This window comes from Variovorax gracilis, assembly GCF_030317115.1.
Classification (GTDB): domain Bacteria; phylum Pseudomonadota; class Gammaproteobacteria; order Burkholderiales; family Burkholderiaceae_C; genus Variovorax; species Variovorax gracilis.
Genome location: NZ_JASZYF010000052.1, coordinates 1 through 25,033, shown reverse-complemented (window position 1 = coordinate 25,033; position 25,033 = coordinate 1). Strand labels below are relative to the sequence as shown.

Annotated in this window: 23 protein-coding genes and 1 pseudogene; 18 read left to right on the top strand and 6 right to left on the bottom strand. The window is 66.7% G+C overall.

What is annotated here, in order from left to right:
* Positions 1-222 (bottom strand): annotated as a pseudogene (locus QTH97_RS35085) (branched-chain amino acid ABC transporter substrate-binding protein); the annotation flags it as partial.
* Between the two features lie 125 nt (positions 223-347).
* Here QTH97_RS35085 and QTH97_RS35080 point away from each other — a divergent pair.
* Positions 348-719, top strand: coding sequence for an Hsp20/alpha crystallin family protein (locus QTH97_RS35080; RefSeq protein ID WP_286573270.1), 372 nt, complete (start codon positions 348-350; stop codon positions 717-719).
* A gap of 198 nt (positions 720-917) precedes the next feature.
* Positions 918-1,655, top strand: a complete 738-nt coding sequence (locus tag QTH97_RS35075; RefSeq protein ID WP_286573269.1) for an alpha/beta hydrolase — start codon at positions 918-920, stop codon at positions 1,653-1,655.
* On the opposite strand, the gene tsaD is transcribed toward QTH97_RS35075, so the two are convergent.
* Entirely contained in the window at positions 1,603-2,652 is a 1,050-nt protein-coding gene (gene tsaD / locus QTH97_RS35070) for a tRNA (adenosine(37)-N6)-threonylcarbamoyltransferase complex transferase subunit TsaD (RefSeq protein ID WP_286573267.1), read from the bottom strand. The genes QTH97_RS35075 and tsaD overlap by 53 nt on opposite strands.
* 92 nt (positions 2,653-2,744) lie before the next feature.
* Here tsaD and QTH97_RS35065 point away from each other — a divergent pair, with 92 nt between their 5' ends.
* From QTH97_RS35065 to QTH97_RS35050, 4 genes are all read left to right on the top strand, one after another.
* Positions 2,745-4,001: a nitrate regulatory protein gene (locus QTH97_RS35065; RefSeq protein ID WP_286573266.1), complete on the top strand. Its 1,257-nt coding sequence runs from the start codon at positions 2,745-2,747 to the stop codon at positions 3,999-4,001.
* 332 nt (positions 4,002-4,333) lie between these two features.
* Positions 4,334-5,578: a CmpA/NrtA family ABC transporter substrate-binding protein gene (locus QTH97_RS35060; protein ID WP_286573264.1), complete on the top strand. Its 1,245-nt coding sequence runs from the start codon at positions 4,334-4,336 to the stop codon at positions 5,576-5,578.
* Positions 5,579-5,588: 10 nt separating this feature from the next.
* Positions 5,589-6,500, top strand: coding sequence for a nitrate ABC transporter permease (gene ntrB, locus QTH97_RS35055; protein WP_286573262.1), 912 nt, complete (start codon positions 5,589-5,591; stop codon positions 6,498-6,500).
* Positions 6,497-7,306 carry an ABC transporter ATP-binding protein gene (locus tag QTH97_RS35050; RefSeq protein ID WP_286573261.1) on the top strand — a complete coding sequence of 270 codons (810 nt, stop codon included), beginning with the start codon at positions 6,497-6,499 and terminating at the stop codon, positions 7,304-7,306. The genes ntrB and QTH97_RS35050 overlap by 4 nt, the downstream gene beginning before the upstream one ends.
* Before the next feature lie 35 nt (positions 7,307-7,341).
* On the opposite strand, the gene QTH97_RS35045 is transcribed toward QTH97_RS35050, so the two are convergent.
* A complete protein-coding gene (locus QTH97_RS35045) occupies positions 7,342-8,616 on the bottom strand; it encodes a type IV pili methyl-accepting chemotaxis transducer N-terminal domain-containing protein (RefSeq protein WP_286573259.1) in 1,275 nt (424 codons plus the stop codon).
* A gap of 254 nt (positions 8,617-8,870) precedes the next feature.
* Between QTH97_RS35045 and QTH97_RS35040 the strand changes: the two genes are divergently transcribed.
* Positions 8,871-10,130 carry an MFS transporter gene (locus tag QTH97_RS35040; RefSeq protein ID WP_286573257.1) on the top strand — a complete coding sequence of 420 codons (1,260 nt, stop codon included), beginning with the start codon at positions 8,871-8,873 and terminating at the stop codon, positions 10,128-10,130.
* Positions 10,131-10,246: 116 nt separating this feature from the next.
* Here the strand turns inward: QTH97_RS35040 and QTH97_RS35035 are convergent, their stop codons facing one another.
* Complete coding sequence (locus QTH97_RS35035) at positions 10,247-11,959, bottom strand: bifunctional protein-serine/threonine kinase/phosphatase (RefSeq protein ID WP_286573255.1); 1,713 nt, start codon at positions 11,957-11,959, stop codon at positions 10,247-10,249.
* 63 nt (positions 11,960-12,022) lie between these two features.
* On the opposite strand from QTH97_RS35035, the gene nirB reads away from it, so the two are divergent.
* The 9 genes from nirB to QTH97_RS34990 all read left to right on the top strand — a co-directional run bounded on the left by nirB (position 12,023) and on the right by QTH97_RS34990 (position 22,106).
* Complete coding sequence (nirB, locus tag QTH97_RS35030; RefSeq protein ID WP_286573253.1) at positions 12,023-14,488, top strand: nitrite reductase large subunit NirB; 2,466 nt, start codon at positions 12,023-12,025, stop codon at positions 14,486-14,488.
* An 11-nt stretch (positions 14,489-14,499) separates the two neighbouring features.
* On the top strand, positions 14,500-14,880 hold the full coding sequence (gene nirD, locus QTH97_RS35025; RefSeq protein WP_286573251.1) for a nitrite reductase small subunit NirD: 381 nt from the start codon (positions 14,500-14,502) through the stop codon (positions 14,878-14,880).
* A gap of 9 nt (positions 14,881-14,889) precedes the next feature.
* On the top strand, positions 14,890-17,691 hold the full coding sequence (locus QTH97_RS35020; protein WP_286573250.1) for a nitrate reductase: 2,802 nt from the start codon (positions 14,890-14,892) through the stop codon (positions 17,689-17,691).
* 80 nt (positions 17,692-17,771) lie between these two features.
* Positions 17,772-18,713 carry a DNA-binding protein YbiB gene (gene ybiB, locus QTH97_RS35015; protein ID WP_286573248.1) on the top strand — a complete coding sequence of 314 codons (942 nt, stop codon included), beginning with the start codon at positions 17,772-17,774 and terminating at the stop codon, positions 18,711-18,713.
* Entirely contained in the window at positions 18,710-19,498 is a 789-nt protein-coding gene (gene cobA / locus QTH97_RS35010) for a uroporphyrinogen-III C-methyltransferase (protein ID WP_286573247.1), read from the top strand. The genes ybiB and cobA overlap by 4 nt, the downstream gene beginning before the upstream one ends.
* Before the next feature lie 22 nt (positions 19,499-19,520).
* Complete coding sequence (locus QTH97_RS35005) at positions 19,521-20,759, top strand: BaiN/RdsA family NAD(P)/FAD-dependent oxidoreductase (RefSeq protein WP_286573246.1); 1,239 nt, start codon at positions 19,521-19,523, stop codon at positions 20,757-20,759.
* Positions 20,760-20,857: 98 nt separating this feature from the next.
* Complete coding sequence (gene rpsU / locus QTH97_RS35000) at positions 20,858-21,070, top strand: 30S ribosomal protein S21 (RefSeq protein WP_007833691.1); 213 nt, start codon at positions 20,858-20,860, stop codon at positions 21,068-21,070.
* Positions 21,071-21,177: 107 nt separating this feature from the next.
* Positions 21,178-21,627, top strand: coding sequence for a GatB/YqeY domain-containing protein (locus QTH97_RS34995; protein WP_286573245.1), 450 nt, complete (start codon positions 21,178-21,180; stop codon positions 21,625-21,627).
* Between the two features lie 5 nt (positions 21,628-21,632).
* Positions 21,633-22,106: an NUDIX domain-containing protein gene (locus QTH97_RS34990; RefSeq protein WP_286573244.1), complete on the top strand. Its 474-nt coding sequence runs from the start codon at positions 21,633-21,635 to the stop codon at positions 22,104-22,106.
* A 69-nt stretch (positions 22,107-22,175) separates the two neighbouring features.
* Here the strand turns inward: QTH97_RS34990 and pmbA are convergent, their stop codons facing one another.
* Positions 22,176-23,546, bottom strand: coding sequence for a metalloprotease PmbA (gene pmbA, locus QTH97_RS34985; protein WP_286573243.1), 1,371 nt, complete (start codon positions 23,544-23,546; stop codon positions 22,176-22,178).
* A gap of 58 nt (positions 23,547-23,604) precedes the next feature.
* On the opposite strand from pmbA, the gene yjgA reads away from it, so the two are divergent.
* Together yjgA and mog are read left to right on the top strand one after the other, a co-directional pair.
* On the top strand, positions 23,605-24,261 hold the full coding sequence (gene yjgA, locus QTH97_RS34980) for a ribosome biogenesis factor YjgA (RefSeq protein WP_286573241.1): 657 nt from the start codon (positions 23,605-23,607) through the stop codon (positions 24,259-24,261).
* Positions 24,258-24,854 (top strand): molybdopterin adenylyltransferase, encoded by a 597-nt coding sequence (gene mog / locus QTH97_RS34975; protein ID WP_286573239.1) that lies wholly within the window; start codon positions 24,258-24,260, stop codon positions 24,852-24,854. Before yjgA ends, mog begins: the two co-directional genes overlap by 4 nt.
* A gap of 37 nt (positions 24,855-24,891) precedes the next feature.
* Here mog and QTH97_RS34970 read toward each other — a convergent pair.
* Positions 24,892-25,033, bottom strand: a 142-nt coding sequence (locus QTH97_RS34970; protein WP_286573271.1) for an aldehyde dehydrogenase family protein, incomplete at its 5' end; no start/stop codon positions are given.

Below are 25,033 nucleotides of genomic sequence, written 5' to 3'. Positions count from 1 at the left end.
CGGCAGCTTGACGCCGCCGCGCGCATTGACTCTCTCGACCGCCCACAGGATGTTGCGGAACACCGCCTCGCCGGTGTTGGCGAAAGGGCCGCTCATGCTCTCGACGAGCGCGATACGGATGGGGGGGGCGGACTGCGCTTGGGCCAGACCGAACGCCGATGCGCATAGTGCCGAGACGCCGAATTTCAAGGCGGCACGACGGCAAATAAAGCTTGGATTCATTGCTTGAAAGTCCCTGAGGCCGCTCCTAGTTGAGGAGGCATGCGGCACTGGTCTTGTTGAAACGCCGCGCAGTGTACGGGACACACATTTCTTGTCCCCATCCTCATCGCTCAGGAGTTCTCGCCATGTTTTTCGCACCCGCCATTCGCACCGCCCGCTTCGTTCCGCGTTCGTATGACCGCAGCCTGGAGCGCTTCGTCAACGAGGCATTTTCCGGCGCGCAACGCTCCCTCAATGTCGAACAGGACGACAAGACCTGGACCTTGACGCTCGACGTCCCGGGCCTGTCGCGTGACGACCTCACGATCGGCATCGAAGGTGCCGTCGTTCGTATCGAAAGCAAGGCAGAAGCCAAGCGCAAGTTCAAGGCGGCCTACGAGCTGCCCCAGGACATCGATGTCGCCGCGAGTGAAGCCAAGCTCGAAAACGGCGTGCTGACGATCAAGCTGGGCAAGCTGGTTCCGGTCAGCAACGTCGCCCAGCTCGCCATCAACTGAAGAGTCGCCTCCTCGAATTCCAAAAAGGCAATACACGGGCCGGTAACTTTCAGTTGCCGGCCCGATGTGTTTTTGACTCACAATCGGTGCGTATTTCGTCACGTTCTGTGACGTTTTTTTCAATGCTTTCCTCTTAACTTGCGCTGGAAGCGTCCGGGACTGTGATGGCAGCAGACGCGAGGCGCCCGACGAAGCACCATGAAGACGCACTTGAAGGTTGCAGAAGACGAAGCCCGTTCGGACACCCTCCTGGTGTTCCTGCCGGGGGCATTCCTCAAGCCTGAAGAATTCGAGCGCGAAGGCTTCGTTCATGCCGTCAGGGAGCGCGAACTGGCCGCCGACGCCCTGCTGGTCGATGCCGACGTGTCGTACTACTACGACCAGACCTTCATCGAGCGGCTGCACCATGACGTCATCCAGCCTCAGCGCGCGCTGGGCTACAAGGCGATCTGGCTGGTGGGCATTTCAATCGGCGGATTCGGAGCGCTGATCCACGAACTGGCAAAGCCTGGCGCCGTCGACGGCATCGTGGCGCTGGCGCCCTACCTTGGACGTCGTCCCATCGGCGCGGAAATCAACAAGGCCGGTGGCCTGCGTGCCTGGAAGGCGCCCGAAGGACCGCCACCGGACGAAGAAGTCGATCGCAAGCTCTGGCCCTGGCTGCAGCAATATGCATCGCCACAGCGTGCGGAGAACCTGCCGCCGCTGTACCTGGGCTTCGGGCTCAGCGACCGTTTCGCAGCCAATCATCAATTGCTGGCGGATGCGCTGCCGGCCGGCCGCGTGTTCACCACGGAGGGTGGGCACGATTGGCCCCAATGGTCGAAGCTCTGGCGCAAGGTGCTCGACGTGCTTCCTCTGCCATCGCTGGCCAGGAGCGGATCTACGCGGACTGCGACGTCTCTGTCAGCGACGCCAGCGGCCATCGCGGCTTGACGTCGAAGGCATAGCGCTCGGTTGGCGACTGCATGCCGGCCTGAAGGCGCATGGCGGCAGCCATGGCAATCATCGCGCCGTTGTCGGTGCACAGGTGCAGCTCGGGGTAGTGCACGCGCACCCCGCGTTTCGCGCATGCCGCGTTCAGTTGCTCTCGCAATGCCCGGTTGGCGCCCACGCCGCCGGCGACCACCAGCCGCTTCAGGCCCGATTGCTCGATGGCGCCCAGAGATTTCTTCAGCAGGACTTCCACGATCGCGGCCTGGGTCGATGCCGCCAGATCGGCCTTGCGCGCCTCCAGCTCGCCGCCCAGCTTCTTGGCCTGCGTAAGCACCGCCGTCTTGAGCCCGGCGAACGAGAAGTCGAGGTCGCCGCTGTGCAGCAGGGGACGTGGCAGCTTGAATGCCGACGCATCGCCACCTTCCGCCAGCTTGGCGAGCCAGGGACCGCCCGGATAAGGCAGGCCCATCAGCTTGGCGCTTTTATCGAAGGCTTCGCCCGCGGCGTCATCGATGGTCTCGCCCATCAACTCGTAGCGCCCGACCCCGTCGACCCGCATCAGTTGCGTATGCCCGCCGGACACCAGCAAGGCCACGAATGGAAACTCCGGCGGGTCCTCGCTCAGGAATGGCGACAGCAGATGCCCTTCCAGATGGTGCACGCCAAGCACGGGCTTGCCGAGCGCCGCTCCCAGCGCACAAGCCACGCCGGCACCGACCAGCAAGGCGCCGGCGAGCCCCGGACCGCGGGTGTACGCCACCACGTCCACGTCCGCGAGCTTCTGGCCGGCCTCGTCGAACACGGCTTGCGCCAACGGGAGAACGCGGCGGATGTGGTCGCGGCTCGCCAGCTCGGGCACCACGCCGCCATAGGCCTGGTGCATGGCGATCTGGCTGTGAAGCGCGTGCGCGGCCAGGCGCGGCAAACCGCTCTCCCCGGCCTCGACGAGGGCGACCCCGGTTTCGTCGCAAGACGATTCGATTCCCAATACAAACATGCAGCGAGTGTAGGTCGCGCCCGTTTTCGGGGCACGGATGTTGCTGGAATGGGCTCACCCCCAGGTATATAGATAGAGACTCGAACACAACGATGAAATCTGGCTTGAGCTTTTTGGTTGCCGCCCTGCGATGCGAGATCGACGGGTTGGAGCAGCTCGACCGGACCAGTCAACTGGTCGGGACGATCAGCCGCCTGGTGCATGCCCTGCAGCGCGAGCGGGGAATCTCGAACGTGCTGCTGGCGTCGCAAGGCCAGCGCTTCGGCACGCAACGTGACGAGCAGATCGCCGAGTGCCTGCGGATGGAAGAAGCGACGCGGCTGGGTTTCGAGCAATTGGAGGCGGAAACCGCCCGCATCGGCAACGGCGCGCGGCTGTTCAGCCGCATCGCCTGGGTGTTGCCGGGGCTGAACGCTCTGCCGGAACTGCGACGCCGCATCGGCGCGCTGGAGGTGGATGCGGCGGAATCGACCGCCGCCTTCGTCAAGCTGATCGCGGGCCTGCTCGCCGTGGTGTTCGAAGCGGCCGACGGCGCTACGGACCCGGAGGTCTCGCGCGTGCTCGTGGCGCTCTTCAATTTCATGCAGGGCAAGGAGTTCGCGGGGCAGGAACGCGCCTGCGGAGCCGCGGCCTTCGCGTCGGGACACAACGACAGCACCCGACAGCAGCAATGGCTGCATCTCATCGACTCGCAGGAGCGCTGCTTCCAGGTGTTCACCGAGTTCTCGGCCCGGGACCTGGTCGACATCTGGCGTGCAAGCCTGCCCACCACGCAGACGGCTGAACTGGAGCGGCTTCGCCGCATCGCCTGTGCGGCGCCGGCAGGAGTGGCGCTCGACACCGAGTTGAGCCAGGCGTGGTTCGATTGCTGCACCCGTCGGATCGACACCATGCGCTCCATCGAGGAACGCCTCGCCGACGACCTCCACCGGATCTGCCAGCAGAAGACCGCCCAAGCGCACACCGAGTTGCTGGCTCACCAGGCCCTGCTGGCCAAGGTCAGCGGCCAGCCGGACGCGGCGGCCGCCGCGTTTTTCGACGGGCCGTCGACGGTGGATCCTGCGCCGTACGGCCGGCAGCTGGAGCGATCGATCCTCGACATGGTCCAGGAACAATCGCACCGCCTCCAGGCGATGAGCGACGAACTCGGCACCGTGCGCGCCGCGCTCAACGAACGCAAGCTGGTCGAGCGCGCCAAAGGGCTGCTGATGGCGCATCGGCGGATCAGCGAACAGGAGGCGCACAAGATGCTGCGGCAAACCGCCATGAACCAGAATCGTCGGCTGATCGATGTCGCCGAGTCGGTGCTCGCCATGGCCGAATACCTGCCCAAGGATGCATCGTCCTGAGCTGGCCACCGGTCCGGAATGGTGCGCCGCACAACAAATGCGCCTGCGTCGGCCTGAGACGCCGATTGCCATCAAAGCCAATTCTGGCAACGACTTGAAGCTATCGTTTTTATAGCAATCAAAGCTTCGAGAGCGCTGGCACGTAGCTTGCAATCAACCTGCCCATAGACCAACGGAGGTCTGTAGGCAGGCGGCATCCAACGGCGGGTGCGGCCCACCGAACCGGACAAAGGCGTCCCCACCCGCAAGGGCTCGTTCTCGAGCAGCCCTGCGCGGTGAGGACGCCTTTTTTGTTTTCTGCTTTGCCCTTTTTCCACTTCGGAGTTCGCCCCATGACCGATTCGCTGACATCCAAACTCAGTCGCAGACGCGTGCTGCAGGCCGCTGCCGCCGGCGTCGTGGGGCTCGACCCCGCGCTGCGCGCCGCCGTCTGGGCCCAGGGCTCGGACAAGCCCGAGAAGGAGGAAGTCAAGATCGGCTTCATTCCGCTCACCGACTGCGCGAGCGTCGTCATGGCGTCGGTGCTCGGCATCGACAAGAAGTACGGCGTGAAGATCGTGCCCAGCAAGGAAGCGAGTTGGGCCGGCGTGCGCGACAAGCTCGTCAACGGCGAGCTCGACTTCGCGCACGTGCTCTACGGCCTGGTCTACGGCGTGCACCTCGGCATCGGTGGCCCCAAGAAGGACATGGCCGTGCTGATGACGCTCAACAACAACGGCCAGGCGATCACGCTGTCGAAGAAGCTCGCCGACAAGGGCGCGGTGGACGGCGCGTCGCTGGCCAAGGTGATGGCAGCCAACAAGGCGGAATACACCTTCGCGCAGACCTTTCCCACCGGAACCCACGCGATGTGGCTCTACTACTGGATGGCCGCCAACGGCATCGATCCGCTGAAGGACGCGAAGGTCATCACCGTGCCGCCGCCGCAGATGGTCGCGAACATGCGCGTCGGCAACATGGATGGCTATTGCGTGGGTGAACCCTGGGGCCAGCGCGCGATCATGGATGGCATCGGCATCACCGCCATCACGACGCAGGACATCTGGAAGGACCATCCTGAAAAGGTGCTCGGCACCACCGGCGATTTCGTCAAGAAGTACCCGAACACCGCTCGTGCGGTGACGGCAGCCATCCTCGAAGCCGGCAAATGGATCGACGCCGGCCTGCAGAACAAGAACAAGATGGCCGAGACCATCGCCGACAAGAGCTATGTCAACACCAGCGTCGACGCGATCAACCAGCGCATCCTCGGCCGCTACACCAACGGCCTCGGCAAGAACTGGGACGACCCCAACTACATGAAGTTCTTCAACGACGGCGCGGTGAATTTTCCGTACTTGTCGGACGGCATGTGGTTCCTCACGCAGCACAAGCGCTGGGGACTGCTCAAGGAGCATCCGGACTACCTGCAGGTGGCGACTCAGATCAATCAGATCGACATCTACAAGCAGGCCGCCGCGGCCACGAAGACTTCCGTGCCCAAGGAAACGATGCGCAGCAGCAAGCTCTTCGACGGCGTCGTCTGGGACGGCAAGAACCCGAAGCAGTACGCCGAATCGTTCAAGGTCCACGTCTGAGGAGCACGCCATGGTCAGTGCCGTCTTTCATTCCCCTCTCGACGCGACCCCGGCCATGCCGGCCGCTGCGAAGGCCGTTGCCGCCGCAAGGCCAATGGCTCCGGCCAAGCACGCTGAACCCGAGCCGCGCCCACCGCGCGATTTCAGCGCTCTGTGGCTGCGCGTGCTGCCGCCCGTTCTGGGCTTCGCGCTCCTGATTCTGATCTGGGAACTGGTCGCGATGAAAAGCACCACCGGCTTCCCCTCGCCGCTGGCGACCTGGCAGCAGGCCCTGACGGTGTTCAGCGACCCGTTCTACAGCAAGGGGCCCAATGACCAGGGCGTGGGCTGGAACGTGCTTTCGTCGCTGCAGCGCGTGGGCCTGGGCTTCGGACTCGCAGCCGCCGTAGGCATTCCGGCGGGGTTCTCGATCGGGCGCTTCGAATTCCTCTCGCGCATGTTCAACCCGCTGATCAGCCTGTTGCGCCCGGTCTCGCCGCTGGCCTGGCTGCCGATCGGGCTGCTGGTGTTCAAGGGTGCCAATCCGGCGGCCATCTGGACCATCTTCATCTGCTCGATCTGGCCGATGATCATCAACACAGCCGTCGGCGTGCAGCGCGTGCCGAGCGACTACATGAACGTCGCCAAGGTGCTGAACCTCAGCGAATGGAAGATCTTCACCAAGATCCTCTTTCCCGCCGTGCTGCCCTACATGCTGACCGGCGTGCGCCTCGCCGTCGGCACCGCCTGGCTCGTGATCGTCGCGGCCGAGATGCTGACCGGCGGCGTGGGCATCGGCTTCTGGGTGTGGGACGAATGGAACAACCTCAACGTCGCCAACATCATCATCGCGATCTTCGTCATCGGCATCGTCGGCCTCGTGCTCGAGTTCGCGCTGATCAGGATCGCCACCGCATTCACGTTCGAAGAGGTGAAAGCATGAACGACGACAGCAAGTACATCCAGATCCAGGGTGTGGAGCAGCGCTTCAAAACGGCCAAGGGCAGCTTCCTCGCGCTGCGCGACGTGACCCTCAGTGTGGCGAAGGGCGAGTTCATCACGCTCATCGGCCATTCGGGCTGCGGCAAGTCGACGCTGCTGAACCTGGTCGCCGGACTCGCCACGCCGACACAGGGCGTCCTGCTCTGCGCCAACCGCGAGATCAAGGGCCCCGGCCCGGAGCGCGCCGTGGTGTTCCAGAACCATTCGCTGCTGCCCTGGCTCACCTGCCACGAGAACGTATACCTCGCCGTCGAACGCGTATTCGCATCGACCGAAAGCAAGGCGCAACTCAAGTCGCGCACCGAAGCGGCGCTGGCATTGGTCGGCCTCACCGCTGCCGCACAAAAGCGCCCCGGCGAGATTTCGGGCGGCATGAAGCAGCGCGTGGGCATCGCGCGCGCGCTGTCGATGGAACCCAAGGTCCTGCTGATGGACGAACCCTTCGGCGCCCTCGATGCCCTTACGCGTGCCAAGCTGCAGGACGAACTGCTCGCCATCGTGCAGAAGACGCACAGCACGGTCGTCATGGTGACGCACGATGTCGACGAGGCCGTGCTTCTGTCGGACCGTATCGTGATGCTGACCAACGGCCCCGCCGCCACGATCGGCGAGGTGCTGGCCATCGACATCCCGCGCCCGCGCAACCGCGTCGAACTCGCCGAAGACCCGGTCTACGTGCACGCACGCAAGGCCGTGATCGACTTCCTCTACACACGCCAGGCGCACGTGGAGAAGGCCGCCGCCTGAGGCGGCGCTGCGCGCCGGGCGACGCGCGACCGGAGTCAGGACATGATGACCTGCAGACTGTGTTCGTACGACGCGGTGAGACGGTCGAAGGTGTCGACCAGCGCATCGCTGGAACGCACCAGTGCGGCGCGTCCCGCGGCGCTGTCGACCTCTCGCACGCCGTGCACCAGTTGCCGCCACTCGTCGCGGGCGGCCGCCAGCGCGGTGCGGATCTCGGGAGAACTCAAGGGAGCCCGTTCCAGTTCGAGCAAGGCGGACTCGAACTCGTCCATCGTCGTCGACAACTGTTCGCGCGAGGCGTCACCTGACATGGTGGACGCCAGCAGCGCATCCTTGGCCAGACGCTGCGCCCGCATGCGCTGGCGCCCGCAGATATTGACAATGCGCAGCGCCCGCCGCGCACCGGAGGCTTCCAGCGCGTCCGTCAGCGCCTCTGCGGCCGATAGCAAGACATCGGCCCTTTCATCGACATCGGCCAGCGTCCGGGGTCCGAGGCGCACTGCGAGCGCAGTCTCCAGGCCGTGCCACGCCACACGGGCATCGGTCAGCGCCCGCGCGCCGGCGTCTTCGAGTTCGAGGGCGGCGAGATGATCGAGGTTGTCCTGCACCCGCTCCGCCGATTGCGTTCGCTGGACGCGCGCTCGCCGCGTGTCGATTCCGAGCAGCGCCTGCGCCGCCACGCGCACCAGTCGCTGCGACAGCATGCGCAATTGCCCGGCGCGATTGATCGCTTCCGCCCAGCGCGAGGCCTCGACCACGGAGCGCGAGACTTCGCCCAGGCGCAGATTGGCATGCATGGCCGCACCGCGCAGCAGGCCGAAAGCCTCGTCCTCGCCGATGCCTCGCGCCGACATCAGCAAACCCTTGGCGCGATCAATCCATTTGCGCTCGTCCAGGCGGGTGCGCAGCGATTCCAACTCGGTGCGCAAGGCGGCCTCCCGCTGCCAGCGTGCGCGTGCGCGGCCCCGCACCGCATCGAGGGATTGCGCCTCCAGGGCTTCGATCGACTCCCAGGCGTGCACGCCGAGCGCCGCCAGTTTCTCGTGCGCCTCGCGACCCATCGGTCCGCAGACGAGGCACAGCGCGCAAGGCGGCACGCCCGACCAGGCTTGCAGCGCATCGAGGAGATCCTGCGTCGGCTCAGGCACGCAGATCAGGATTTCGCCAGGCGAAAGCATTTCGGCCCGAACGACCACCGTGCGGCTGGTCGCAAGCTCGATCGCCGAAGCCTCGGGGCCGCGCAAGGCCAGCTGCAGCACCTCGGGGAGATCCGTGGCTTCGTGGGGCAGGACGACAAGAAGGGGATTCACGGCAGGGATCGATCTGGACTCGGAAGCATAGGTCACGCGGGCGGATGCGCATTGGCACGTCTCTTGCGTAAAACGACGCGCGGTGTAACGAAGCACCGCTTTGGTGAAGCGGCAGGCATCTGCACGCAGTCCGGCGAGGCAATGGCCGGACACACCCCTCGCGCCGCCAGCGCCTGCTGTCGGCACACCGCCCCCACCTCGTCCGAAGACACGGCCCGCCAACGGCCGCGCCGCGGCATTTCGCACTGAGAGCCATGTCCAGCTTCAAGTCCTTCTTGCAATCAGGCCACAGCCCGACCTTGTTCGCGGCCTTCCTGTACTTCGCCTTCTCGTGCTGCATCTGGGTGCTCAACGGCGCCATGGCGCCCTTCATCGGCGAAACGTTCAACCTGTCTCCGGCCCAGAAGGGGCTGATGCTGTCGGTGCCGATCATTGCCGGCGCGCTGATGCGCTTCCCGCTGGGCATCCTGTCCCAATACATCGGACGCAAGAAGGCAACGCTGGTCGAGATGGGCCTCATCGCCGTCGCGATGCTGTTCGGCTTCTTCTTCGTCAAGAGCTTCAACGACCTGATCGCCATGGGCGTGCTGCTGGGCATCGCTGGCGCGAGCTTCGGCGTGGCGCTTTCGCTCGGCTCGGGCTGGTTCCCGCCGCAGCACAAGGGGCTCGCGATGGGCCTGGTGGGTGCAGGCAATGTCGGTACGGCGGTGTCGGTGCTGGTGGCGCCGCCGCTCGCGCAATGGCTGGGCTGGCAGAGCGTCTACGGCGTCGCGGCCATTGCGATCCTGCTGCCGATGGTCGTGATGATCGTCTACGCCAAGGAGCCGCCGGACGTCGACAGCCACGCGAGCTTCCGCGAGCACATCGCCTGCCTGTTCGAGAAGGACGGCTGGGTGTTCAGCCTGATCTACGGCGTGACCTTCGGCGGCTTCATCGGCCTCACGACCTTCCTGCCCTCCTACTACTACGACCAGTTCGGCGTGAGCAAGGTGCAAGCCGGCCAACTCACCATGCTGGCGGCCTTCATGGGAGCCGCCGTGCGCGTGATCGGCGGGTGGATTTCCGACCGCTGGGGGGGCGTCAACACCTTGACGCTGGTCCTGCTGGTGGTGGCGGTCAGCCTGGTGCTGGTGGGCATGTCGTCGGCATCCCTGGCGCTCACCACGCTGCTGCTGATCACCTGTTTCGCCGCGCTGGGCGCGGGCAACGGTGCACTTTTCCAGCTCGTCCCCTTGCGCTGGCCGGCCAGCACGGCGGTGGCCGGCTCCATGATCGGCGAGATCGGCGCGCTCGGCGGCGGCCTCGTACCCAATGCCATGGGCCTTTCGAAGCAATACCTCGGCAGCTACCTCTGGGGCTTCGTCTTCTTCGCCGCACTCTCCCTCGTCATGCTCGGCGTCATGCGCGTGATGCAGATCCGCTGGACCCGCACCTGGGCCGAAAAAGGCGGCCGCGCCCGCACCACGACGCACCAGCCTGCCCCCGCCAAGTTCACCAAAGCCCGCAACGCATGACCTCCTCGACACCCCCCCTGCGAGGAATGCCGCGGACCCGGCTCCGCCGGTCCGCCGGCATGGCCCCCTGCAAGGGGGTGGAGAGCGACACGAAATGCGCGAGCCTGGGGGTGTGCTCAGGTCCGGGGCAGGAAGAGCAACCAGAACACCAGCAGCGCATTGAGCAGCAACGACACGGCGAGCGCGATCTTGTAAAGCGCCGCCGGATCGCGGCGAACGAGCGGCGTGGCGCTCGGGGCGTTGACGGGTCGCGAAGCACCCCGCTCCAGCGCCAGCAGCAATTCCTCGGCAGTCTCGAAGCGCTCCCGCGGATCGCGCGCGACCGCCTTGCGCACCAGGTGGTCGAGCCACATCGGCACATCGGGCCGTATGCGCGACAGCGCGGCGGGATCGCGCCGGTAGCGCGCTACCTGGTAGGGCTCGATCTCGCCGTAGGGCAAGCGCCCGGCAAGCCACTGGTAGAGCGTGACGCCCAGTGCGAACAGATCGCTCGCCCCGTCGGCGACCCCGCCCTGCCACTGCTCCGGATTGATGTAGCTCGGCGTACCGGCATGCAGTTCCCGCTGGGCTGCGCCTTCGCGTCCGGACAGCGCGACGCCCAGGTCCAGGATGCGCCAGCGTCCGTCGTCGCCGAGGTGGAGGTTGCCCGGCTTGATGTCGCGATGCACCACGCCGTGGCGATGCAGGCGTCCGAGCGCGCGGGTCACTTCGATCGCCGCGGCCACGACTTCGGCGACAGCGCCGCGTCGGCCGGATTTCTGCATCTGCTCGAGCGTCCGGCCGCCATGCCAATCGAACACGGTGTACAGGGCGCTCGCATCCCCGGCGCGTTCGTGAACGCGCACGAAGCCACTGTCGGCACGGGCGCTCACGCGCAGGCCCAGCCAGGCTTCGTGCGCCAGCATCGCGCGCTCCTGCGGATCGCCGGCGCGCGACGGGTGCAAGGTCTTGAGAGCTACCAGGTCACGCGTCGCCAGCTGACGCGCCTGGTAGAGCAGGTGCACACCGGTGTCGGCCACCCGCGCTGTGATGACGTAGCCGTCGATCTCGTCGCCCACCTTGAGGGGGGGCGGCGGAGCCAGGCGTCGCACGTCGCCCAGTTCATCGTCGAGTTGCCGCGCATCCAGTCCGATGACGCGAATCACCAGCGCTGTCGCGTTGTCGCGGGTTCCGGCGGCCAGCGCCGCATGCACCAGCGCATCGCTGGCTTCGCCCGCGCTGCCCTTCAGCGCGATCGAAGCGAGCTGGCGCGCCTTGAGCACTCCATGCACCCCGTCGGAGCTGAGCACGAAGCAGTCGCCGATGCGCACATCCCCCTGGACGTAGTCGATGCGCACCTGGTCGTCCAGGCCGACGGCGCGTGTCAGGCGGCTGCGCAGGTCGGGATGCTCGAAGGCATGGTCGTGGGTCAGCGGCGTGGCGTCCTCGCCATCCGCGCGCACGCGCCAGGCGCGCGTGTCGCCGACGTGCGCGAGCGTGTAGCTCTGCCCATGCAACGCCAGCGCGGTCAGCGTGGTGAGCGCAGTGCCTCCACCCTGGCGCCGACGGTTGTGGTCGGCCAGCCAGGCGTTCTGCGCGCTGATCAGGCGATCGAGTGCCACGGTCGGCTCCCAGGTGTCGGGCGTGGCGAAGTAGTCGCCCAGCAGCCCCATCACGGTGGTCTGTGCGGCCTCCAGGCCGCGCCCGCCGGTCGATACGCCATCGGCAATGGCCGCGATCAGTCCGCGCGCTTCCTCCCCCCGCGGCGCATGCACCGCGCCGGCGAAGTCCTCGTTGACCTCGCGCGGCCCGCGCTGGCTGCTGTACCCGATGTCCACTTCAAAGCTCATGGCGCGATTCTCCACGTGCGCCCTGGGCAACTCGCTGATTGAATCGACGAAAGGTCCCACGCCATGAAGAAGATGAAACTCGTGATGGTCGGCAACGGCATGGCCGGCGTGCGCACGATCGAGGAACTGCTCAAGATCGAGCCCGACCTCTACGACATCACCGTGTTCGGTGCCGAGCCGCACCCCAACTACAACCGCATCCTGCTGTCGCCGGTGCTCGCCGGCGAGCAGACCGTCGACGAGATCGTGCTCAACAGCTGGGAGTGGTATGCCGAGAACCACATCACCCTGCACGCCGGCAAGAAGGTGGTGGAGGTCGACCGCGTCAAGCGCATCGTGCGTGCCGAGGACGGCACCGAAGCAGCCTATGACCGCCTGCTGATGTGCACCGGCTCCAATCCCTTCATCCTTCCCGTCCCCGGCAAGGACCTGAAGGGGGTGATTGCCTACCGCGACATCGCCGACACCGACTACATGATCGAGACCGCGCGCACGCACAAGAACGCGGTGGTCATCGGCGGCGGCCTGCTGGGCCTCGAAGCTGCCAACGGCCTGATGCTGCGAGGGATGAACGTCACCGTGGTGCACGTCATGCCCTGGCTGATGGAGCGCCAGCTCGACGACGTGGCCGGCAAGCTGCTGCAGAAGTCGCTCGAGGACCGGGGCCTCAAGTTCCTCATGGGCGCGCAGACGCAGGACCTGGTCGGCGGTGAAGACGGCCGGGTGAAGGCCATCCGCTTCAAGGACGGCACCGAAGTGGCGGCCGATCTGGTGGTGATGGCCGTCGGCATTCGCCCCAACACCGGGCTGGCCGAGAAGATGCGCCTGCACGTGAACCGCGGCATCGTCGTCACGGACACGATGCAGACCGTGACCGATGCGCGCATCTATTCGGTCGGCGAGTGCGCGGCGCACCGCGGCATCGCCTACGGGCTGGTCGCGCCGCTCTTCGAGCAGGCCAAGGTCGCGGCCAATCACCTGGCGCAGTTCGGGATCGGCCGCTACATGGGCTCGCTGACCTCGACGAAGCTCAAGGTCACCGGCATCGATCTCTTCTCGGCCGGGGAGTTCATGGGCGGCGAAGGCACCGAGGAGATCGTGATGAGCGACCCCTTCGGCGGCGTCTACAAGAAGCTGGTGATCAAGGACGACAAGCTGGTGGGCGCCTGCCTGTACGGCGACACGGTCGACGGCAGCTGGTACTTCAAGCTGCTGCGCGACGGCCGCAGCGTCCACGACATCCGCGACAAGCTGATGTTCGGCGAATCCAATATCGGCGACACCGGGCACGAGGGCCACAGCAAGGCCGCCTCGATGCCCGACGAGGCCGAGGTCTGCGGCTGCAACGGCGTCAACAAGGGCACCATCTGCAAGGCGATCAAGGACAAGGGCTTGTTCACGCTCGAAGAGGTCAAGAAGCACACCAAGGCCAGCGCGTCGTGCGGCTCCTGCACCGGGCTGGTCGAGCAGATCCTGATGTTCACGGCAGGCGGCGACTACTCGGCCACGCCGAAGAAGAAAGCCGTCTGCGGCTGCACCGACGTGAGCCATCAGGACGTGCGCGACGCCATCCGCAAGGAGCACTACCTCACGCACGACGCGGTGTATCGCAATCTGGGCTGGCGCACGCCCAACGGCTGCGCGACCTGCCGTCCGGCCGTCAACTTCTACCTGATCTCGACCTGGCCCAAGGAGGCGAAGGACGATCCGCAGAGCCGCTTCATCAACGAGCGCAGCCACGCCAACATCCAGAAGGACGGCACCTATTCGGTGATCCCGCGCATGTGGGGCGGCCACACCACGCCCGATGAACTGCGCCGCATCGCGGACGCGGCAGACAAGTACAAGATCCCGACGGTCAAGGTCACCGGCGGCCAGCGCATCGACCTGCTGGGCGTGAAGAAGGAAGACCTGGAAGGCGTCTGGAAGGACATCGGCATGCCTTCGGGCTTTGCCTACGCGAAGTCGCTACGCACGGTGAAGACCTGCGTGGGCAGCGAATGGTGCCGGTTCGGAACGCAGGACTCGACGCAGATGGGCAAGGACCTCGAGCGCGCCCTGTGGGCGATGTACTCGCCGCACAAGGTCAAGCTCGCGGTCTCCGGCTGCCCGCGCAATTGCGCCGAGGCGGGCATCAAGGACGTCGGCGTGATCGGCGTCGACTCGGGCTGGGAGCTCTACGTGGGGGGCAATGGCGGCATCAAGACCGAGGTGGCGCAGTTCCTCGTGAAGGTGAAGACCTCCGCGGAAGTGATGGAGTACGCCGGCGCCTTCCTGCAGCTCTACCGCGAGGAAGGCTGGTACCTGGAGCGCACGGTGCACTACATCGGGCGCGTCGGCCTCGATCACGTGAAGAAGAGGATTCTCGACGACGCCGAAGGACGCAAGGCCCTCTGGGAGCGCCTCCAGTTCGCGCTGGACGGCGAGCCCGATCCCTGGTTCGAGTCGAGCCAGGCCTCGGTGGACGTGCGGCAGTTCAGGCCCGTCGCCACGGTCGATGCTGCAAGCGCCTCCGCGCAGGCTGCCTGAAAGGAAGCACCATGAGTGAATGGAAAGTCATCTGCCGCGTCGACGACATCCCGGTGCTGGGCGCGCGCCGCGTGAGCCGGGCTGCGGGTGTCGACGTGGCGCTGTTCCGCAATGCCGAGAACCATGTCTTCGCACTGCTCGACCGCTGCCCGCACAAGGGCGGACCGCTGAGCCAGGGCATCGTCTTCGGCACGAGCGTGGCCTGTCCGCTGCACAACTGGGCCATCGGCCTCGACGACGGATGCGCCAAATCGCCGGACGAAGGCTGCACGCCGCGCTTCGCGGTGAAGGTCGCGGATGGCGTGGTGCACCTGGATGCGGACGAGTTGGCATCGCATGCCACCGATCTCGAGCGCCCGATCGCCGGACCCCGGCGCGCCATCGAAGCCTGAGGACGCGCCATGAAGGAAACACGCTCGACTTGCCCCTACTGCGGCGTGGGCTGCGGCGTGATCATCGAGTCCGATGGCGCGCAAATCACCGGCGTGCGCGGCGATCCTGAACACCCGGCGAACTTCGGCCGCCTGTGCACCAAGGGGTCGACGCTGCACCTGACGGCCAGCGCGGCGGTCACGATGCAGACGCGCTTGCTGCGGCCGATGCAGCGGGCCACGCGCGGTTCCGCGCCCGAAGCGATCAGTTGGGACGGCGCGCTGGATGTGGCCGTCGAAAAGTTCTCCCAGGTCATCCGCGACCATGGCCCGGACGCGGTCGGCTTCTACGTCTCCGGCCAGTTGCTCACCGAGGACTACTACGTCTTCAACAAGCTCGCCAAGGGTCTGGTCGGCACCAACAACATCGACACGAATTCGCGCCTGTGCATGAGCAGCGCGGTCGCGGGCTACAAGAAGACCCTCGGCGCCGACGCCCCGCCCGCCTGCTACGACGACCTGAAGCATGCGCAGTGCCTCTTCATCGTGGGCAGCAACACCGCCTGGGCGCATCCGATCCTGTTCCGGCGCATCGAGGATGCGAAGGCGGCGAACCCGGCCATGAAGATCATCGTGGCGGACCCGCGTCGCACCGACACGGCGGAGATCGCGGACCTCTTCCTGCCGATCCAGCCGGGCACCGACGTGATGCTGTTCAACGGCATGCTTCACCTGATGCTGTGGGAAGGCTGGACCGATGCGCGCTACATCACCCAGCACACCAGCGGCTTCGATGCGCTGAAGACCACGGTGCGCGACTGCACCCCCGACCGCGTGGCGCAGGTCTGCGGCATCTCCAAGGAAGACCTGCTGGAGGCAGCCCGCCTCTTCGCGACCTCGGCAGCGACTCTGAGCCTCTACTGCCAGGGTCTCAACCAGTCCTCGTCCGGCACGGCCAAGAATGCGGCGCTGATCAACCTGCACCTGGCGACCGCGCAGATCGGCAAGCCCGGTGCCGGCCCCTTCTCGCTCACCGGGCAGCCCAACGCGATGGGGGGCCGCGAAGTGGGCGGCCTCGCCAACCTGCTCTCGGCACACCGCGATCTTGCGAATCCGCAGCACCGCGCCGAGGTTGCGGCCTTGTGGGGCCTGCCGGACGTTCCGCAGCGCGCCGGCAAGACGGCGGTCGAGATGTTCCAGGCCGCGGCCGATGGCGAAATCCGCGCGTTGTGGATCGCCTGCACCAACCCGGCGCAATCGATGCCCGACCAGGCGACCGTTCGGCGCGCGCTCGAACGCTGCGAGTTCGTGGTGGTGCAGGAAGCCTTTTCGACCACCGCCACCTGCGACTATGCCGACCTGCTGCTGCCGGCCAGCACCTGGGGCGAAAAGCAAGGCACCGTGACCAACAGCGAGCGGCGCATTTCGCGCGTGCGGCCGGCCGTGCCCGCGCCGGGCGAAGCGCGCGACGACTGGTCGATCGGCGTGACTTTTGCGCGCCGGCTCGAGGAAAGGCTGGGCCGCGCGGGGACGCTCTTCCCGTATGCCGACGCCGAGTCGGTCTGGAACGAGCACCGCGAATCCACCCGCGGCCGCGACCTCGACATCACCGGCATGAGCTACGCCATGCTCGAAACCGGGCCGCAGCAATGGCCCTTGCGCGAAGGCGAGACGACAGGCCGCGCGCGGCTCTACGAAGACGGCGTGTTCCCGACACCGGATGGCCGCGCCCGCTTCGCGGACACGCCCTACAAGGCGGTGACGGAGGCGCGCGAGGCCCGTTACCCCTTCTCGCTCAACACCGGCCGACTGCGCGACCAATGGCACGGCATGAGCCGCACTGGGACGCTGGGACGGCTGTTCGGCCATGCGGCGGAGCCGACGGTACAGATGCATCCGCAGGACATGGCGCGCCGCCAGATCGCCGAGGGCGACCTCGTGCACGTGACCTCGCGCCGAGGCTCGATCGTGGTGCCGGTCGCGGCCAGCGCCGAGGTGGGCTTGAGCCAGGCCTTCATCGCGATGCACTGGGGCGGCGAGTACCTGAGCGGTTCGTCCAGCACGGGCAAACGGCTTGCCGGCGTCAACGCGCTGACGACGCCGAGCTTCTGCCCCGATTCGAAGCAACCCGAGCTCAAGCACGCCGCGGTGAAGATCCTGAAGGCCGAACTGCCCTGGTCGCTGCTCGCCGCTGCCTGGCTGCCCCAGGACGCGGTCTTGCACACCCTCGCGACGCTTCGCGGCCTGATGCAGGGCTTCCCTTTCGCGAGCTGCGTGCCTTTTGGCACCGGCGGTGCGCTGGAGGGCAGCGGAGGAGAACGCACGGGCATCCTCTTTCGCGCGGCCGCGCACGAGGCGCCGCCGGACGCCTTGCTCGCGCAGATCGAGGGTTTGCTCGCGCTGGGCGGCGCCGAGACACTGCGCTATGCCGACATCAAGCGCGGACAGCGTCGGGCGGTCAGGCTGGTACGCGACGGCGCGGACGCTCGCCTGGAAGGCTTCCTGCTGGGGGGCGACACCCGCGCTGAAGCCTGGATCAAGGCACTGCTGCAAGACCGTCTGCCCGCCCAGGCCTACGGTCGTCAACTCTTGCGGCCCGGCGCTGCGGCGCCCGGCGGCGTGGTCACGCGCGGCAAGGTGATCTGCAGTTGCTTCGGAGTGACGCAGACGGCGATCAGCGAGCAGCTCTCCGTGATTTCCGGACCGGACGATCAGCGGCTCGCGAAGCTTCAGGGCGCGCTGAAGTGCGGCACCAATTGCGGCTCCTGTCTTCCCGAACTCAAGCGAATGGTGCGCGCCGGCGCCTCACCGGCATTGGCGGAGGCGCCGTGATGGCTACAGACCCTCCCGCGCTTCGGGGCATAAGCAGGCCCGGTTTGCGTAATAAGTCATGCAGGACAATCCATCCACCCATGGGAATCAGCCAGTACATCAAGGAAATCGGCCGCGGCGCGCGCGGCGCGAAGCCGCTCAATCGCGCGCAGGCGCTCGACCTGTTCGGCCAGGTGCTGGACGGCACCGTCACCGACCTGGAGACCGGCGCCTTTTGCCTGGCCATGCGCATCAAGGGCGAAACGCCCGAGGAGATGGCTGGCTTTCTCGATGCGACGCATGAGCGGCTGGACCGTTTTCCCGCCACCGATCGCCCTTTGATCGTGGTGCCCAGCTACAACGGGGCGCGCCGGCTCCCGGTGCTCACGCCGCTGCTGGCGCTTCTGCTCGCCCGCGAAGGGCTGCCGGTGCTCGTTCATGGCGCGGCCACTGAGTCGACACGGGTGCTGGCGTCCAACGTGCTTGCGGTGCTGGGTGTGCCTGCGCTCACCGCCGTCCGGCCCATCCGGAACGGCGAAGTCGTCTTTGCGCCCACGGAACTGCTGAGCCCCGGCCTCAAGCGCCTGCTGGACGTGCGCCGCGTGGTCGGCTTGCGCAACCCGGGGCACAGCGTCGTGAAGCTGATGCAGCCAGGCGCGGGCACCTGCGTGGTCATCGGCAGCTACACGCATCCAGCCTATGCCGAGTCGATGGCGGCGACCTTCGAGTTGATGGGCACGACGGCCCTGCTCTCGCGCGGCCTCGAAGGCGAAAGCGCGGCCGATCCGCGCCGCGTCGCGCAGGTCGACGGTTTTGTGAACGGCCGGCGCGTGGAACTGCAGGCCCGGCAGCCCGGCACCCAGGTCGAAGTTCCGGGCCTTCCCGACGCAATCGACATCGAGACGACCGCCGACTACACGCGGCGCGTGCTGGCGGGCGAGACGCCGGTGCCCGATGCGATTGCCCAGCAGGTGGCGCAGATCCTGCAGCTGGCGCAACTGGCGCAAGCAGCGGAAGAACGGCAACAGGTGGAAACCGAATGAGTACCCTTTCACATCACGGCAGTTGCACCCTCGTCGGGGCTGGCCCCGGCGACCCGGAACTGCTCACCATCAAGGCCGTCAAGGCCATCCAGGCAGCGACGGTGCTGCTGGTCGACGACCTCGTCAGCGAAGAGATCCTGGCCTATGCCCGCCCCGGTGCGCGCATCGTGCACGTGGGCAAGCGCGGCGGCTGCCGCAGCACGCCGCAGGCCTTCATCGAGCGCCTGATGATCACCGCGGTGCACGAGGGCGAGACCGTCGTGCGCCTGAAGGGCGGCGACCCGTTCATCTTCGGCCGCGGCGGCGAAGAGGTCGAGCACCTGCGCGAGGCGGGCATCGAAGTGCGCGTCGTGAATGGCATCACGGCCGGGCTGGCTGCCGTCACGGCGCTGGGCGTGCCGCTGACGCACCGCGAACATGCGCAGGGCGTCGTGTTCGTCACCGGCCACGCCAAGACGGGCCATTCGGCCGAGGAGCATCCGACCGATTGGCAAAAGCTCGCCGCCACGGCACGCGACGCGCGGCTCACGCTCGTGATCTATATGGGCGTCTCCGGCGTCGCGCACATCCAGGACCAGTTGCTCCACGGCTTGCCCGGCGAGACGCCGGTGGCCGTCATCCAGCACGCGACCCTGCCGCAGCAGCGGCACGTCGCGACCACGCTCTCCCGACTGCGCGCCGACATTGACGCGGCGGGGCTGGCCAGCCCTTCGGTGATCGTCGTGGGCGACGTGCTTCGCGGTCTGGCGGCGGCCGGCATGCCGGCCACGCGCTTCGGCACCTGATGCGGCAGATGGACGCGGCACGTTGAGCAGCTTCGACGTCGTCGTCATCGGCGCGGGTGCCGCAGGCCTGTATTGCGCGGCCCTCGCCGGCCAACGCGGGCTGAAGGTGCTGCTGCTCGACCACAACGAGCGCATCGCCGAGAAGATCCGCATCTCCGGCGGCGGGCGAGCCAATTTCACCAATCGCGACCTGGACGTTCGCGCGCCGCAGCGGCACTTCATCGGCGACAACCCGAATTTCTGCCGCTCGGCCCTCTCGCGCTACACGCCGCAGCAATTCATCGAGCTGGTCCAGCGCCACGGCATCGCCTTCCATGAAAAGCACAAGGGCCAATTGTTCTGCGACGGCCCCTCGCAGCAGATCATCGACATGTTGCTGGCCGAATGCGCGACCGGGAATGTCACGCATTGGCAGCCGTGCAGCGTGGCCGGCATCTCGTTCTCTGAGCAGGACGGCTACCAGGTCGAGACTGGTCGCGGCAGCGTCAAGGTGCCGCGCCTGGTCATTGCGACCGGCGGACTCTCCATTCCGCAGATCGGCGCCAGCGACTTCGGCTACCGGATCGCCACCCAGTTCGGGGTGCGCGTCGTCACGCCACGCCCGGCGCTCGTGCCAATGACTTTCGGCGGCGAGGCCTGGGAACCGTACGCGGGGCTGGCCGGTCTGGCCCTGCCGGTGCAGATCGAGACAGGCACCAAGAAGGAGCGGATGAGCTTTCTCGAAGATCTGCTTTTCACGCACCGCGGCCTCTCGGGCCCGGCTGTGCTGCAGATCTCCAGCTATTGGCGCCCGGGCGCCCCCCTCACCATCGACTTCGCGCCCGGGACCGACGTCGCCGCATCGCTTGGCGAGGCCAAGCAGCGTTCGCGCAAGCGGATCGGCAACGAACTCGCGGCGCTGGTGCCCTCGCGCCTCGCCGACGCCTGGGTCGGGCAAGACGCCGCCCTTCAGCGACCGATCAACGAAGCTGCAGATCGCTCGCTGGCAGCGTTGGCAGAGCGCATCACGCGCTGGCAGATCACACCCAGCGGTACTGAAGGTTACAAAAAGGCCGAAGTCACGGCGGGCGGCGTCGACACGCGCGACCTGTCGTCGCAAACCATGGAATCGAAGCAGCCCGGCCTGTACTTCATCGGCGAGGTGGTGGACGTTACCGGCTGGCTGGGCGGCTACAACTTCCAGTGGGCCTGGGCCAGCGCCCACGCTTGCGCCCAGGCACTGGCACTCGACGCCCAAGCTGACGCTATAATGTCTGGCTAACTTTGGCCTCCCCTCAACGGCCTACCCCATTTTCAGTTGAGGAACCCCGGCCCGGGGCCCGATCTTCCCCAGGCCAAATTCAACCAACCGATTCTTAAATGACCACCATCCGCGTAAAAGAAAACGAGCCGTTCGACGTCGCGCTGCGCCGCTTCAAGCGCACCATCGAAAAGCTCGGCCTGCTGACCGACCTGCGTGCCCGCGAGTTCTACGAAAAGCCGACCGCCGAGCGCAAGCGCAAGAAGGCAGCAGCCGTCAAGCGCCACTACAAGCGCGTGCGCAGCATGCAGCTCCCCAAGAAGCTGTACTAAGCACCCGCCGCGTTGGCTTCAGGCCGACGCCCGGTTCAGCAGCTTCCGAGCCGCGCCAGGAATACCTGCCGCGGCTTTTGTTTTTTGACCGCCAAAGAAAGCCAGCCATGAGTCTCAAGGACCAGATCACCGAAGACATGAAGACCGCGATGCGCGCCAAGGACTCGGAGCGCCTGGGCACCATTCGCCTGCTGCTCGCCGCCCTCAAGCAGAAAGAGGTCGATGAGCGCATCGAGCTCGACGACGCAGCGGTGGTGGCCGTTCTCGACAAGATGGTCAAGCAGCGCAAGGACTCTGTCGCCGCGTTCACCCAGGGCGGCCGTACCGACCTGGCCGACAAGGAAGCCGCCGAGATCAAGGTGCTGGAGGCCTACCTGCCGCAGCGCATGAGCGCCGACGAGGTGGCTGTCGAGGTCAAGGCCATCGTCGCAGAGCTCGGCGCCAAGGGCCCGGGCGACATGGGCAAGGTCATGGGTGTCGTCAAGACGCGCCTGGCCGGCAAGGCCGACATGGGCCAGGTCAGCTCCGCGGTGAAGGCCGCGCTCTCGGGCGCTTGACGCGCATGGCGGCAAGCCCCGTCCTCAAGGCCTGCGCCTGCCTGGTGGACGCCCAAGGTCGACTCCTCGTGTTCCACCACCCCGAGGACAAGAGCATGCAGTTGCCCAAGGGAACCATCGAGCCCGGTGAAGCCCCTGAAGACGCGGTGCGCCGCGAGCTGCTGGAGGAATCCGGCATTCACTTCACCAGCGACCTGGTGGCGCTCGGCACCATCGACCGCTACTGCGAAGCGGGCGTCGAAGGCAACAAGCACCGCCATCCCCAGCTCTGGCACCTGTTCCTGATGCGCCACGAGGCCCCCTTGCCCGAGACTTTCGACCACGTAGCCATGGGCAGCCCGGAGGAAGACGGACTCGTATTCAGCTTCAGCTGGCTGACGGCCGACGCCCCCCTGGACAACTTCGCAGCGCCCTACGTCAAAGTCATCATCAGGGTCCGCGACGCCCTCAGCGCGGGAAACACCGCGGAACCGGCTTAGCCGGGCCGCAGGTGTTGCCCCCGGCAGGGGGTGGGCGGCCACACGAAGTGGGCAAGCCTGGGGGCGAGCCTAGCTCCCAGCGACCTTCATGCGATTGACAAGCAGCGACCCTGTCGTCTTGGCCCCATAGTTGTAGGCATCGGCCCCAACCGCCTCGATCCCCATCAGCATGTCCTTGAGGTTGCCCGCGATGGTGATTTCCTGCACCGGGAACGCGATCCGGCCCTTCTCGACCCAGAAGCCGCTCGCGCCGCGCGAGTAGTCGCCCGTCACGTAGTTGACGCCCTGCCCCATCAGTTCGATCACCAGCAGGCCGGTCCCGAGCTTGGCGAGCATCGCATCGAGGTCGTCGCCCTTCTTCGTGAGCCGCGAGGTCAGCGTCAGGTTGTGCGATCCGCCGGCATTGCCGGTGGTCTTCATGCCCAGCTTGCGCGCCGAATAGGTGCTCAGGAAATAGCCCTCGAGCCGCCCCCCGTCGACCACCTTGCGCTTGCGCGTGACCACGCCTTCGTCGTCGAAGGGCGAGCTGCCCTTGCCGCGCGGCACGTGCGGATCCTCGACCACATCGATATGCTTCGGCAGCACCGGCTTGCCCAGCGAATCGAGCAAGAAGGTGCTCTTGCGATACAGCGCGCCGCCGCTCGTGGCCTGCACCAGCCCACCCAGCAGGCCGGCGGCCAGCGGCGACTCGAACAGCACCGGGCACTCGGTCGTCTTGATCTTGCGTGACTTGAGCCGGCTCAGAGCGCGCTCCGCCGCATAGCGGCCGACGGCCTGCGCGCTGGCCAACTCATCGGCCGAGCGCATGGAGCTGTACCAGGCATCGCGCTGCATGTCGTCACCCTTGCCGGCGATCGGCGCCACCGAGATCGAGTGCCGCGAGCTGGCGTAGCCGCCGCGGAAGCCGCGCGTGTGGGCGCTGAAGAAGTGGCTCTGCTGCGCCGAGACGCCCGCGCCTTCGCTGTTGGTGATGCGCTTGTCGGTGGACAGCGCGGCGGCCTCGCATTCGAGCGCCAGCTTGGCCGCCTGCTCGCTCGTGACGTCCCAGGGGTGGAACAGGTCCAGATCGGGCTGCTCCTTGGCGATGTCGGCTTCGTCGGGCAGGCCGCTGACCGGGTCCTCGGCCGTGAACCGCGCGATGTCGTAGGCCGCCTGCACGGTCTGCGCCACGGCGGCCTCGGAGAAGTCGGAGGTGCTGGCATTGCCGCGGCGGTGGCCGACGTACACCGTGACGCCAAGCGACTTGTCGCGGTTGCGCTCGACGTTCTCGAGCTCGCCCTTGCGCACGGAGACGCTCAGGCCGCAGCCCTCGGACGCCTCGGCGCCGGCATCGGTCGCTCCGAGCTTCTTGGCGTGGGCCAAGGCCGAATCGACCAGGTTTTCGAAGAAGGGACGGCTGTAGGCGAAGCCGGAATCGGCGCGCGAGGAAGATGTGGTCATGTGTTGGCTATGATACTTGCGCCCCCTGTTCCCGATGGTGCGGCCAACGATTGCCTCTATGTCCCGCAAACCCAAAAAAGGCTACTTCGTCCGCGGCCAGTTCGTCGCCGAAGGCAGCGAACTCGACCTTGAGCTCAAACGTGAGCTCAAAGGCACCGACGCGGCAAGCAAGACCGACCTCAAACGCGAAAGCGCCGAACTCCAGGCGCTCGGCGAAGCGCTGCTCACGCTGCGCGCCGGCCTCTTCGACAAGCTCGACCTCGGCGACAAGCTGAAGGACGCCATCGAGGAAGCCAAGCGCATCACCAACTTCGAGGGCAAGCGCCGCCAGATGCAGTTCATCGGCAAGCTGATGCGCGGCCTCGACGCCGCCACGCTCGACACGGTGCGCTCGGCGCTCGATGAGCAGAACCGCGGTCCCGCGCAGGAAACCGCCGTGCTGCACGATGCCGAGCGCTGGCGCGACCGCCTGATCGCCGACGACGATGCGTTGGGCGGCTGGATCGAAACCCATCCTGGCACCGACGCCCAGCAGCTGCGCGCCCTGATCCGCCAGGCGCGCAAGGACATCAAGGCTGGCCCGCCCGGCGAAGCGCCGCGCCAGGGCAAGGCCTACCGTGAGGTGTTCCAGCTCGTCCGTGCGCAACTGAGCGTGCACGGCACGGACGACCATGCGGCCGAAGCCGCCGCCCAGTCGCGCGAGGAGGACGCATGAGCGGACCTTCGCCGATCGATCCCGTTCGCATTGGGATCGTGTCGATCAGCGATCGTGCGTCGAGCGGAGTCTATGAAGACAAGGGCCTGCCTGCGCTGCAGGAATGGCTTCAGCGCGCGCTCCGCAATCCGCTCACCTTCGAGTCGCGGCTGATTCCCGACGAACAAGCCGGTATCAGCGCTGCGCTGATCGAGCTGGTCGATGCGGGCTGTTCGCTGGTGCTGACGACCGGCGGCACCGGGCCGGCGCTGCGCGACGTGACGCCGGAGGCGACGCTCGCCGTGGCGCACAAGGAAATGCCGGGCTTCGGCGAGCAGATGCGGCAGATCAGCCTGCGCTTCGTGCCCACCGCCATCCTGTCGCGCCAGGTTGCGGTGATCCGGAACCAGAGCCTGATCATCAATCTGCCAGGCCAGCCCAAGTCGATCGCCGAAACGCTCGAGGGGCTGAAGAACGCGGACGGGACCCAGGCAGTGCCGGGCATCTTTGCCGCGGTCCCCTATTGCATCGACCTGATTGGCGGACCCTATCTGGAAACAGACGACGCGGTCTGCAAGGCGTTCCGCCCCAAGGCCGCGATCCGCACCCGGTGATCGACCCCCTGCCTTTCCGGGAGGGGGAAACAGGCACTCAAGCCAGCGTGTAGGCCGTCTTCACCACGGTGAAGAACTCCTGGGCGTACCTGCCCTGCTCGCGCGGGCCGTAGCTCGATCCCTTGCGGCCGCCGAAGGGCACGTGGTAGTCCACCCCCGCCGTCGGCAGGTTCACCATC